Source organism: Pseudomonas asiatica (assembly GCF_040214835.1).
GTDB lineage: Bacteria > Pseudomonadota > Gammaproteobacteria > Pseudomonadales > Pseudomonadaceae > Aquipseudomonas > Aquipseudomonas putida_Z.
In genome coordinates this window covers 2626241-2638897 of the sequence record NZ_CP157874.1, presented here as the reverse complement: position 1 = coordinate 2638897, position 12657 = coordinate 2626241, and the positions used below count along the sequence as shown (strand labels likewise).

9 protein-coding genes are annotated in these 12657 nt (G+C 62.8%); 4 read left to right on the top strand and 5 right to left on the bottom strand.

Annotated elements, in window-relative coordinates:
* Positions 1–9: 9 nt before the first annotated feature.
* Together ABNP31_RS11850 and ABNP31_RS11845 are read right to left on the bottom strand one after the other, a co-directional pair.
* On the bottom strand, positions 10–963 hold the full coding sequence (locus ABNP31_RS11850; RefSeq protein WP_350013343.1) for a LysR family transcriptional regulator: 954 nt from the start codon (positions 961–963) through the stop codon (positions 10–12).
* A gap of 34 nt (positions 964–997) precedes the next feature.
* The gene (locus ABNP31_RS11845) at positions 998–1945 is read right to left on the bottom strand and encodes a LysR family transcriptional regulator (RefSeq protein ID WP_085663704.1); all 948 of its coding nucleotides are present in this window, start codon (positions 1943–1945) and stop codon (positions 998–1000) included.
* Positions 1946–2046: 101 nt separating this feature from the next.
* Here ABNP31_RS11845 and ABNP31_RS11840 point away from each other — a divergent pair, with 101 nt between their 5' ends.
* Positions 2047–3360 (top strand): L-fuconate dehydratase, encoded by a 1314-nt coding sequence (locus tag ABNP31_RS11840; RefSeq protein ID WP_085663705.1) that lies wholly within the window; start codon positions 2047–2049, stop codon positions 3358–3360.
* Between the two features lie 65 nt (positions 3361–3425).
* Positions 3426–4736 carry an MFS transporter gene (locus ABNP31_RS11835; protein ID WP_350013342.1) on the top strand — a complete coding sequence of 437 codons (1311 nt, stop codon included), beginning with the start codon at positions 3426–3428 and terminating at the stop codon, positions 4734–4736.
* A 188-nt stretch (positions 4737–4924) separates the two neighbouring features.
* On the opposite strand, the gene ABNP31_RS11830 is transcribed toward ABNP31_RS11835, so the two are convergent.
* From ABNP31_RS11830 to ABNP31_RS11820, 3 genes are all read right to left on the bottom strand, one after another.
* Entirely contained in the window at positions 4925–6280 is a 1356-nt protein-coding gene (locus tag ABNP31_RS11830) for an aminotransferase class I/II-fold pyridoxal phosphate-dependent enzyme (protein ID WP_350013341.1), read from the bottom strand.
* Positions 6280–7665 (bottom strand): hypothetical protein, encoded by a 1386-nt coding sequence (locus ABNP31_RS11825; RefSeq protein WP_350013340.1) that lies wholly within the window; start codon positions 7663–7665, stop codon positions 6280–6282. Before ABNP31_RS11825 ends, ABNP31_RS11830 begins: the two co-directional genes overlap by 1 nt.
* A 514-nt stretch (positions 7666–8179) precedes the next feature.
* On the bottom strand, positions 8180–9202 hold the full coding sequence (locus tag ABNP31_RS11820; protein ID WP_025339441.1) for a zinc-dependent alcohol dehydrogenase family protein: 1023 nt from the start codon (positions 9200–9202) through the stop codon (positions 8180–8182).
* 206 nt (positions 9203–9408) lie between these two features.
* Here ABNP31_RS11820 and ABNP31_RS11815 point away from each other — a divergent pair, with 206 nt between their 5' ends.
* Together ABNP31_RS11815 and ABNP31_RS11810 are read left to right on the top strand one after the other, a co-directional pair.
* Positions 9409–10323 (top strand): LysR family transcriptional regulator, encoded by a 915-nt coding sequence (locus tag ABNP31_RS11815; RefSeq protein ID WP_013972367.1) that lies wholly within the window; start codon positions 9409–9411, stop codon positions 10321–10323.
* 423 nt (positions 10324–10746) lie between these two features.
* Positions 10747–12305, top strand: a protein-coding gene (locus tag ABNP31_RS11810) for an IS3 family transposase (RefSeq protein WP_414058088.1) whose coding sequence is annotated in 2 segments (ribosomal slippage) — positions 10747–11206 and positions 11206–12305 — 1560 coding nt in all. Because the reading frame shifts where the segments join, the coding sequence is not laid out codon by codon here.
* Positions 12306–12657 lie beyond the last annotated feature (352 nt).

The window sequence follows — 12657 nt, the reverse complement described above, 5'->3', positions numbered from 1 at the left end:
CAGGTGGCTTTATCTCTGTTCCTGCTCACGGCGCCGTGCGCCCTCCAGCAAAATCTCGACAAACGCCCGGGCCGAAGCGCTCAGCGGCTCGTCCTTGCGGGTAACCACGCCGTACTCCAGCGCCGCCAGGTGCAAGGGGCTGCGCAGTTCTTTCAGTTGGCCGCTGGCCAGCTGCGCGGCAACCATCGAGCGCGGCAACATGGCGATCATCGGCGCCGCCTGCAGCAATTGCAGGAACATCGGCATGGAGATGGTTTCGACGCTGTCGGCAGGCGTGGCGATGCCGGCAACCCGGAAGGCCTGCTCCAGGCGGTTGCGAATCGGCGTGCCCACCGGGTACAGCACCCACGGCCAGTCGCCCAGCGCCGTCAGTGGCGTGCTTTCCAGCTGGTTGAGCGGGTGCTCGCTGTTGACCACCAGGCTGAACGGTTCCGGCTCCAGGGGCTGGAAGTCGAACAGCTGGCTGAAGCGTTCTTCAGTGAAGCGGCCAATCATGATGTCGAGCTTGTTCTGCTCCAGCATGGTCAACAAGTGATCGCTGGAATGCTCCACCACTTCGATCGACAGCAACGGGCTGCGCGCCTTGATCGCGGCGATGGCCTGCGGCAGCACCAGCGCGGTGGCGGCAAATATCCCACCGACGCGGATAAAGCCGTGCCCGCCGTTGCGCAGGCGGTTTACCTGATCGACGAACTGTTGCGACTCGGCCAGCGCGCCTTGAGCATAACGCACCACATATTCGCCCAGTTCGGTGGGTGGCATGCTCCGCGGCAGGCGTTCGAACAGGGCGAAGCCGAACTGCTCCTCAAGGTCACGCAACATCTTGCTCAGTGCCGGCTGGCTCAGGTTCATGCGCGTGGCGGTGGCGTGCATGTTGCGGGTGCGCGCCAAGGTGTCGATCAGCACCAGGTGCTTGTAGCGGATCCAGTTGCAAAAGCTGGAATGGGTCATGTCCGGCGGCATCGACGCAGGGCCTCAGGCAAGTGAAAAGGCAGGGCTATTGCGCCCGCAGGTAGTGCAGCAAGGTGTCCAGGGCAACCGAGTTGGGCCGCGAGCGCAGGGTCAACACGCCCAGGTTGGCCATCGCCAGCGGCAGTTCCACCGGCAGGATGGCGACCATGCCATAGCGGGCATAATGCTTGGCCACGTCATCGGGCACCACCGCAATCATCTCGGAGGCTTCGAGCATGGCGGTGGTAGCCAGGATCGAGGCAGTTTCGACGATATCCAGCGACTGCACCATGCCGCCGGCCTGCAACGCGCTTTCGACGCGGCGGCGCATCGGGCTGCCGATGGGGTGCAGTATCCAGGTCAAGGCCACCAGGTCAGCCAGTTGCAGCCCGGTGGCATTGGCCAGCGGGTGGCCTGCGCGGGCAATAACGCGCATCTGCTCACCGCCTTCGAACAGTTCGATGTTCAGGTCCTGGCTGTCGCTCTGGTCCGGCAGGCGCCCCACCACCATGTCGAAGTCGCCACGCAGCAAGGCCGGCAGCAAGGTGTCGCTGGTGCCGACCTCCAGGGAAATGCGCACTTTGGGGTGGTCGCGCTTGTAGGCCAGTACCGCCTTGGTCAGCACACCCGGCACCGGGCCCATGACGCTGCCCACCCGCACCAGGCCCTGGGCCCCGCGCGCCAGCTCGGCAATCTGCGCCTGGGCGTGCTCGAACTCATGCAGCGCGTTCTGCGCATAGCGGATCATCACTTCGCCATACAGCGTCGCTTGCATGCCCCGTGGCAAACGCTCGAACAAGCGTACGCCAAGGCGCTCCTCGAGCTGTTGCAGCAACAGGCTCGCTGCCGGTTGCGTGGTGTGCATCGCCGCGGCAGCACGGCGCAGGTTAGCGAACTCGCCCAAGGCGTTGAGCAGCGTGATCTGCCGGCTGGAGATCTTCAATGCGCCGAGGCTGGCAGGCGCCTTTGCGCTGTCGGGTGGCAAGCGAGACATATCGAATCCGGTATCGCTGGTTAAGATTTGGCGATTATGCCTGTATCGCTCGACAACCTACAGTCAGGTCTCCCAGTGCTTGAACAGAACAAGAGCCGACCATGAGCATACGTATTACCCACCTGAGCGTTCGCGACATTCGTTTCCCCACTTCGCTGTCGCTGGACGGCTCCGACGCCATGAACAGCGCCCCCGATTATTCGGCGGCCTACGTGGTGCTGCACACCGACGCCGAGGCCCTGGAAGGCCACGGCCTGACCTTCACCATCGGCCGTGGCAACGAGATCTGCGCGGCCGCGGTGCAGTCGCTGGCGCCGCTGATCGTCGGCCTCACCCTGGAGGAAATCACGGCCGACATGGGCGGTTTCTGGCACCGCTTCACCGTCAGCGACAGCCAGTTGCGCTGGCTGGGCCCGGAAAAGGGCGTGATCCACCTGGCCACCGCCGCGATCATCAATGCCGTGTGGGACCTGTGGGCCAAGCACGAAGGCAAGCCGGTGTGGAAGCTGCTGGCCGACATGACGCCCGAGCAGCTGGTGCGCTGCCTGGACTTCAGCTACGTCACCGATGTGCTCACCCCCGAAGAAGCCATCGCCCTGCTGCGCCGCCAGGCCCCGGGCAAGGCCCAGCGCGAAGCGCAGATGCTGCGCGAAGGCTACCCCGGCTACACCACCGCGCCGGGCTGGCTGGGCTACAGCGAAGAAAAGATGCGCAAGCTGGCCCGCGAGGCGGTGGAAGATGGCTGGACCCACATCAAGCAGAAGATCGGCGCGGACCTGGAGGAAGACATTCGCCGCGCCAGCATCCTGCGCGACGAAATTGGCTGGGAGCGCACCCTGATGATGGATGCCAACCAAGTATGGGGCGTCGAGGAATCCGTCGCCAACATGCGCCGCCTGGCCGCCTTCGAGCCACTGTGGATCGAAGAGCCGACCAGCCCGGACGACATCCTCGGGCACGCCACCATCCGCCAGCGCATTGCCCCGATTGGCGTGGCCACCGGTGAACATTGCCACAACCGGGTGATGTTCAAGCAGATGTTCCAGGCCGGCGCGCTGGACTTCTGCCAACTGGACGCGGCCCGCCTGGGTGGCCTGAACGAAGTGCTGATCGTGCTGCTGATGGCGGCCAGGTACGACGTACCGGTGTGCCCGCACGGCGGCGGTGTCGGCCTGTGCGAATATGTGCAGAACATTGCCCTGTTCGACTACATCGCGGTATCGGCCTCGCTGCACAACCGGGTGCTGGAGTACGTCGACCACCTGCACGAGCATTTCATCGACCCGGTGGTGATCCGCCGCGGGCGCTACATGCCACCGCAACGCCCGGGCTACAGCATTGAAATGCATGCCGAGACCCTGGAGCGCTACCAGTACCCCAACGGCGCGGTGTGGCTCGACATCAACCGTTCCTGACCCACCTACCTGGGTGTGCCGCCTTTGCGCGGCACGCCACCAGCACTTTCCACGGGGAAAAAACAATGACAATCCTCACCGGTACTGCAGCGGCACCCGCCCCTGCCGCCACCACCGAACAGCGCCTGAACGGCCTGCTGCTGCGCAAATTGATGCCACTGCTCATCGTTGTCTACGTGATGAGCTTCCTTGACCGGACCAACATTGCCCTGGCCAAGGCCAGCATGGGCATCGACCTCGGCCTGTCGGCAGCGGCCTATGGCCTGGGCGCCGGCCTGTTCTTCCTCACCTACGCCCTGGCCGAAGTACCCAGCAACCTGATCATGCATCGGGTGGGCGCACGCTTCTGGATCACCCGCATCATGATCACCTGGGGCCTGCTCTCGGCGGGCATGGCCTTCGTCCAGGGCGAAACCTCGTTCTACGTCATGCGCCTGTTGCTCGGGGTCGCCGAAGCGGGTCTGTTCCCCGGTGTGATGCTGTACCTGACCTACTGGTTCGACCGTGAACAGCGTGCCCGCGCCACGGGTTACTTCCTGCTGGGCGTGTGCCTGGCCAACATCCTCAGCGGCCCGCTGGGGGGTGCCCTGCTGGAAATGGACGGTGTGCTGGGCTGGCACGGCTGGCAATGGCTGTTCGTGCTCGAGGGCCTGCCGGCGGTGGCGCTGGCTTATGTGGTATGGAAGAAACTGCCCGATGGCCCAGCCTCGGCGCCCTGGCTGTCGGCCGCCGAAGCCGCGGACATCGAGCGCCGCCTGGCTGCGGAGCGGGCCGCCGCACCGCAGCAGAGCAAGTTGGGGCAGATGTTCCGCGACCGGCAGATCTGGCTGGCGATCGTGGTGTACTTCGTGCACCAGATCACCATCTACACGGTAATTTTCTTCCTGCCGGGCATCATCGGCACCTACGGCGCGCTGTCGCCCTTCCAGGTCGGCCTGCTGACCGCCGTACCGTGGATTGCTGCCGCCATCGGCGCCGCCACCTTCCCGCGCCTGGCCACCTCGCCGAGCCGTTGCCGCACCCTGCTGTTCTGCGGCCTGCTGACCATGGCGGCCGGGCTGCTGCTGGCGTCGCTGGCGAACTCGTTCATCGGCCTGATCGGGTTTTCGCTGACTGCCCTGATGCTGTTCGTGGTGCAGTCGATCATCTTCGTCTTCCCCTCCAGCCGCCTGAGTGGCAGTGCCTTGGCGGCAGGGCTGGCCTTTGTCACCACCTGCGGCCTGTTTGGCGGTTTCGTCGGCCCATCGGTGATGGGCCTGATCGAGCAGGCCACCGGCAGTACCCGCAATGGCTTGTGGATCATCGCCGCGTTGCTGGTGGTGGCAGCGCTGGTCAGTAACCGCTTGCGGCAAGGGCAGGAGCAAGCGAATTGCTGACAGGCTGCGCTCATGGAACAACTGTGGGAGCGGGCGTGTCGAGGCGTCGAACCGCCGCGAACACCGGCGAAGCCGGTGCCATGCACCGTGTTGTACGCTTCGCGGGCACGCCCGCTCCCACAGGGAATGTGACACGCTCTTGAACATTGCTCCCTGCACGACAGCGCAGCCCGAGCAACCCCGGCGGCTCAAAGTGTAGCGCCGGCAGGCCGGCCACAGCGCAGTTCCAGCACCTGAGCCAGGCGCTCTACCGCCTGTTGCAGCTCCCCCGGGTGATCACCCAGCCACGCCATCGCCAGACACTGTTGGTAGCGACCCTGCAGGCTGAACTGCTCGCCCGGCAGGGCATGCAGTGCTGAACCAGCCAGCGCTGCAGCAATACCCTCCCACGGCAGTGGCTGGCGAAAGCGCACCCACAGTGTCCGGCCACCCTCCGGCGTTTCCAACACCACCCGCTGGCCGAACTGCAGCTGCAACTCACGCGCCAGGCACTGCATGCGCTTTTGCAGGTCGGTGCGCAGCCGCACCAGTTGCGCCTCGATCTCGCCTTTGCCCAGCATGTGCGCCAGCGCTTGCAGGCGAAGCGGTGCAAGCCGAAATGCACGCTCAGCGAAAGCCCGGGCCAGCACGGCATCATGGCCCAGCAGGTAGGCATAGGGCGCCTCGCTCCCCACTGCGGCATCGAACGCCCCCATCACCAATAGCCAACGAGGATCGACCCAATCGCGCAGGCGCGTATTCGGCGGCCCGCTGTAACAGTGCTCGCTGTCCAGGTCGTTCTCCAGCAACCATACAGGGTGCTGGCCAAGCAGCTGGCCAAGCTGCTGCTGATAGTGCAGTGAAACCAGCCGCCCCTGCGGCATGCCAAGGCACGATGGCATGACCAGCATGCACACTGGCTCGCTGGCCAGCAGCCGGGCCAGGGCGCGCAGGTCCGGGTTGCCGCGGGTATCCAGTGGTACCTCCAGCACTCGCATGTCGGCACGGGCCAACGCACGCAGCACCTGCCAGCAACAGGGCGAGTGCACCACCACGGTCCCGCCTTGCAGGGCCAGCGCCGCCAGCAAAGTCTCCAGCAACGCCTGCACATCTGGCGCCAGCTGCACGTCCTCGGCACGCCAGTACTGGTGGGAGGAACGGGTATAGCGTTCGGCGATGGCATTGCGCAGGCGGGCGCTGCCGGGCGCGTCCCACGGGGCGACACTGTGCGTGCGCTGACGTGCCAGGCGCCGCTCGTGGGTGAACAGGGTGCGCTCAAGCATCGGCTGTGCCGGCAAGGGTGCCTGCCGGGGCATGGCCGCAGCATCCCCCTTGGCAGCGCCCTGTACGTAATAGCCCGACCTGGGCAGGCACTGCACGCGGCCCTCTTCTTCCAGCAGGCTGTAGGCACTCTGCACGGTGGCCAATGACACCCGTAACCGCCGGGCCAACACGCGCAACGACGGCAATCGGCACGGGCCACTGCGTGGCGCCTGGTCGATCAGGGCTTCCAGGTAGCGATAGACCTTGCGATAGGCGAACTCGCCGGAGCCCGATTGCTCCATCAAGGCGGCCCCGCATGACCACGCCGCCGCCCCGCTGCCCGCCGTGGCAGCAACTTCAGCTGTACATCGCGACGGGCCAGGTGGCTCATGAGACGCCAGGAGGCCAGCGGCAGGCCTCCGCCATAGATCAACCGGAGTTGCCCCAGCGGCAGGCCGCTGGTATTCACCAGCCAGTTTTTCACCGCATCTGGGCAGGGTTTACCCTGCAAGGCCCGATGCAGGTATGGCAGCGCCACCAGCATGTCGGCATGCCAGCATTGCAGAAAACGCTCAAGGTTCTTCCCCTGCCTGGCAAACGGGCTGAACAGCAGGCACACCTGTTGGATCTGGTTGATGCCATATGCCTTGCCGAACTGCAGCTGATGCGTGTCGCGCCGCTTGTTGGCGCCCGGCTGGCCAGCCAGCCGCAATGCCGGGCGACTGCCCTGCGGCTCGAGACTGCGTGCGTGCAGCTCCCGCAGCTGCACCGGGGCCAACGGCTCGACGAACGCGGTCAATGGCCAGGCGTCCTGCCCCCCCTCGAAGCGACAACCGAGCATGCGGTCCAGCTGCTGCTCTTCGAGCAATGGCGGCAGCAGGTCGTCAATGGCAATCAACCGCACCGACGTACTCTGCGGCACGCTCGCCGAGGTCGGCCCCGCCAAGGCACCCGATGGCAACCCGATACTGCCGTGCAGGCGGCTCAGCCCCTGTGCCAGCGTCGCCAGGCACTGGTGCACCACATGCGGACCACGCTCCCCTGCCAGGCGCAGGCTGCGCCGTGCCCAGGCCAGGTACCGGCGGCGCTGGCGCGCAGGGATGGCGGTGATAAATACATCCGCAGGTGAATGGGCCTGCAGCGCAAAGCCGACGGCCGCCGCCAGTTCCAGGTGCAGGCGACACCCCAGCAGCGCTTCGGGCCTGGCGTCGACCAGGTGACCGAACATCAGCATGGCTTCCCTCGCCAACAGCCAGTTGTCGGGCGCGGCAGGGGCATGCCGGCTGAACGGCACCACTTCACGCCCCTTGATCATCTGCAGTTGCACCCGCGGGTCATCCTGCAAGAACAGCGCATTGAAGCTGCGCTCATGGCATTCGAGCGTGGCACTGTCAGCCACGGGCAGGCTCACCACCAGCACCCGCAGCTGGAAGGTTACCGGCGCACGCAGGGCGATACTCAGTTGTGCGGCACGCAGCATGGCCAGCAGCCGGGCGCTGCGACGATCGTTGCCTTGCAGCACCAGCAAGCGGCAGGTACCGATGTAGTCGGGCCCGCCTGCAGCAACCAGCAGCCGTTGTATCAGCAATTGCAAGGAAGCACGCTGCGCTTGTGACATATGACTGAGCAAGCGCTCGAGTACTTGCTGGTAGATATAGTGCATTGCCTGGTCGTGAATAGCAGTCACGAGATCACCTCATCAACTTCATGCAGCCAGCGCACGTTGATCAGAGGACCTGAACATCAACATGCCCCGAACTTTTCCAGAAGAAATTTCCTACAACTAATTGGAAGTAATGACGTAACCATCACTGTCGCCATGACATCGAGAAAAACCCATCGTCGCGACGCCCCGCCGCTGCCATACACCGCCCTGGCCTGGGCATAGCCATGCTCATTCCACGCTCCTTGCGCAAACTATCATTGAGCCATTATCGAGGGATGCAAAGCGAATAGAAGATACAGATCAGGGTAAAAAAACCATTCAGCGGAAGTGAGAAAACACATTGACTGCCAGACGGGAACAGTACAAGACAAAAAACTTGGCGGGATATTTCGGCAAGCCACGGAGCAATCAGTTCAAATATAGTCCGCGTCGTATTTAATTGTAGGAAACTTCTTTTTTTAACGTAAAACCAGTCTCTATTAGGCACAAAAAACCCGGGACTCTGCCCGGGTTTCCTGATAGATGCAGACCGCTGTCAGTGTTGCGCCATGTCCAGCACCACACGCCCGCCGCACGGGCATTGGTCCATGTAGCGATGCGCCTCGACCACCTGCTCGAACGGGTACACCTTGATGATCTGCGGTGTCAGCAACTGGTCGGCAGTGAACTGGTTGATATCACGCAGGGCGCGCTGCAGCGCCACCTGATCCTGGCTGATGCCCAGCTCCGGCTTGCCGGTGAAGTTGCCGATGCAGTGCACATGGAACTGGATGTTCTTCTGGAACGCCGCGCAGGCCGGGAACGGCGTCTGGTTGCCGCCTTGCAGGCCATACAGCACCAGGCTGCCACGTGGAGCCAGGACATCGCCCAGCAGCGACATCTGCGGCCCGCCCATGCCATCCAGGACCATGTCCACGCCACGACCATCGGTGTACTTGCCAACCTGCAGCAACAGGTCCTGCTCTTCGGTGACAATCACCTTGTCGGCGCCCAGGCCCAGCAGGTACTCACGCTGTTCCGGCTCCTTGGTGGCGGCAAACACCTTCAGCCCCAGGGCCTTGCCCAGTTGCACGAAGGCAGGGCCCGCGCAGTGGCTGGCGTCGGTGACCAGCGCGGTCTGCCCGGCCTTGGCCCGGGCCAGGTCGACGTAGGCGAAATAGGCGATCAGCAGCGGCGTGTAGTGCACGCTGGCCTCGATCGGGGTGAGCACATCCGGATAACGGGTAATGGCCGTACGCGGCAGCACGATGACATCGCCATACACCGGGTGGTCGTTGGCACTGGTGGCCGGGAAGCTGGCAACCCGGTCGCCCACCGCAATATCCTCGACCCCTTCGCCGACCGCGGTCACCACCCCGGCCATCTCGTGGCCGATCCCCGCCGGCAGGCGCGCCTGGGACGGTGCCAGGTTCTGGCGCCAGAGCACGTCATACCAGCTGACGCCAACCGCCTCGACGCGGATCTGTACCTCGTCGGCAGCAGGTGACGATTCGGCCTGCTCCTCGCAACGGAGCACATCGGCAGCGCCGAACTTGTGGAAACGGATCATGCGGGACATCGCATACCTCGCCTTTGTGAACCTCTAATTACCACGGACTTTATCCGGGCTTTGCCGGTTAGACCATCAGTGGTCATTAATAGTCGACATGCTTGTCATCGATTGGGCACCTGACTTTCCCTGCGATTGGTCCCCCTAAACCCGTGCAGGGTACCAGCCTTTGGCCTTAAGATTCACCTCTGCCCCACTTTAGGCGAAGCGCACCGATGAATCGAAACGACCTGCGTCGCGTAGACCTCAACTTGCTGATCGTGTTCGAAACGCTGATGCACGAGCGCAGCGTCACCCGTGCCGCGGAAAAACTGTTCCTCGGCCAGCCCGCCATCAGCGCGGCCCTGTCGCGCCTGCGCAACCTGTTCGACGACCCGCTGTTCGTGCGCACCGGCCGCAGCATGGAGCCCTCGGCCCGGGCCCACGAAATCTTCGCCCTGCTGTCCCCGGCGCTGGACTCGATTTCCACCGCCGTCAGCCGCGCTGCCGAATTCGACCCGGCCACCAGCAATGCGGTGTTCCGCATCGGCCTGTCGGACGACGCCGAATTCGCCCTGCTGCCGCAACTGCTCAAGCGCATCCGCGCCGAAGCGCCGGGTATCGTGCTGGTGGTGCGCCGGGTCAATTACCTGCTGATGCCGACGCTGCTGGCCTCGGGCGAGATCTCGGTGGGGGTCAGCTATACCAGCGAACTGCCAGCCAACGCCAAGCGCAAGGTGCTGCGCCGCAGCATGCCGAAACTGCTGCGCGCCGACAGCGTGCCCGGCGCCATCACCCTGGACGACTTCTGCGCGCGGCCGCATGCGCTGGTGTCGTTTGCCGGGGACCTGTCGGGGTTCATCGACGAGGCGCTGGAAGAGATTGGCCGCAAGCGCCACGTGGTGCTGGCCGTGCCGCAGTTCAACGGGCTGGGGAGCTTGCTGGCGGGCACCGATATTGTCGCTACGGTGCCGGACTACACGGCAGATGCGTTGACCGCGGCGGGTGGGTTGCGGGCCGAGGATCTGCCGCTGGATGTGCGCAGTTTCGAGCTGCACATGGCCTGGCGCGGGGCGCAGGACAATGACCCGGCGGAGCGGTGGTTGCGGTCGCGGATACAGATGTTCTTCGGCGACCCTGACAGTCTTTAGGGGCTTCGCGCATGCTTGTTAGCTGATCATTTCTGCGTTTTTCTAGCCTCGAATAGCCATTTGCTTCCAGCTAATTGCTACATGTGGGGCAAATTTGAGGGCATGCTTTGGATGGTTTGAAAAGGATGCCCCCAGCTTGGGGCTCAACAATCATCTTCTCGAAAAATCACCTGCGACAGTTCCCTATCGCCGTTGAATGCAATTGGATCGTCGAGTGATCACGGCCCACAGCCATCAATGGATTTGTCCGTAAGCTTGCTCTTCACAAAGCCCTGCCGCTAACCTTCACCTGACAACAAAACGACGCGTCAATCGACGTGGTTACGCCCCAACTCCACTTGGCTCTCCCCCCCGGTGTCAGGATAGTTGTCGCCTTACCAGATTTACCTGAAACCAGAATCCGGGGACGGAAAGAGAGCCGTTGTGCCGTACTATTCCTCTGAGCGCAAAGCCGAACTGCTCAAGATGTTGGGCCCTCCACTCAACCTGACGATGGCCGAAGTCGCCAGGCGCGAGGGCGTTACTGAAATGTCGCTGTATACCTGGCGCAAACGAGCCAGTGCCGAAGGATGCGTGGTGGTGACCGATCCCAAACACCCGACCGAGAGCTGGTCGGCAGAAATGAAATTCGCGGCTGTTGCCGAATGTGCCAGCTTGTCCGAGATTGAGCTGGGTGAATACTGCCGTCGCAAAGGTTTGTATCCCGAGCAGATTGCTGGCTGGCGGCAAGCGTTCCTGAGCGGGATGGCGCCTCCAAAAGCGCAGCCTAAGGTTGATCGGGAGCAGGCCCGTCAGGATCAGAAAAAACGTATTAAACAGCTTGAGCGCGAACTGCGACGTAAGGATAAGGCGCTGGCTGAAACAGCCGCGTTATTGGTGCTGCGAAAAAAGCTCAACGACTACTGGGGAGTAGACGACGAGGACAATTGACTGCTCTGCCGGAACGGCAACTGCTGGTGGCCTGGCTGACTGAGGCGATTAATTCCGGAGCACGGAAATTGACGGCATGTCAGGAAGTTGGCTTGACGCTCAGAACTTTGCAGCGCTGGACTCAAACGGAAGAGGTGGCGGCGGACGCACGCACAACTGCAGTTCGCGCCGCCCCACCGAACGCGCTGAGCGAGCACGAGCGACAAGCGATTCTGAACCTGTGCAACAGCGCTGAGTATGCTCACTTGCCACCTAGCCAGATCGTGCCGAGGCTGGCCGATAAGCAACTCTATATAGGCTCGGAGTCGACCTTCTACCGGGTGCTTCGGTCTGCTGGACAGCGAGAACGCCTAGGGCGCGCTCAACGCCCTGGGTGTCATGCCGAGCCGACAACGCATGCTGCCTGCGCACCTAACCGGGTGTGGTCGTGGGACATCACATACTTACCGTCTTCGGTACGTGGAAAATACTACTACCTGTACCTGATCGAAGACATCTACAGCCGCAAGACTGTGGGCTGGGAGGTACACGAGAACGAAGACGGCGCCAAAGCAGCAGTGTTGCTGCAGAGAAGTGTGATCAGCGAACAGCGCTTGAGAGAGCCGTTGGTGTTGCACTCGGACAACGGCACGCCGATGAAATCGGCCACTTTGCTGAGTAAGATGTACGAACTGGGCATAACCCCATCCCGCGGCAGGCCGCGTGTCAGTAATGACAACCCATACTCGGAGGCGCTTTTCAGAACACTGAAGTACTGCCCGCAATGGCCGACCAAGGGCTTCGAAACCCTGGATGCTGCACGATGCTGGGTGCGTGATTTTATCCGTTGGTACAACCACGAACACCGGCACAGCCGAATCCGCTTCGTCACGCCAGCAGAGCGTCATCGAGGTCAGGACAGGCAAATCCTTACCCTGCGCCACGAACTCTATGAGCGCGCTCGAAATAGAAATCCGGAGCGATGGTCAGGACGCACTCGCAACTGGGAGCCAATTGGTACGGTGCTGCTGAACCCTGATCGGGAACAACAGCACGTGAAGCAAGCCGCATAGTTGGATGGTTGACGCGACAACTACCTTGAAAAACGCCGGCGGGGATCCGGATAGCCATTGAGCGAACTTCATGTATGTGACTAATCAGAACGGCAAGAACTGGCAAAGTTGACCAGCCAGTTCCCGAGGCGCGGGACTACTGCCCATCCTGAACAATATATCGCGCTGACTGCGTGGCAGCTTTTTCGCAAAGTGCTTAACCGCAGATCGCATGGCAGCATCCGCCCCATGAACTCGATCGACCAGTAGTGAAATCCAACCAAAACAAAGCTTCAAATAACAAAGTGAAGCACGACACTTTAGAAAGACAACTCACACCCTACCAAAAGCTTGCGATAAGCACAGACAGATC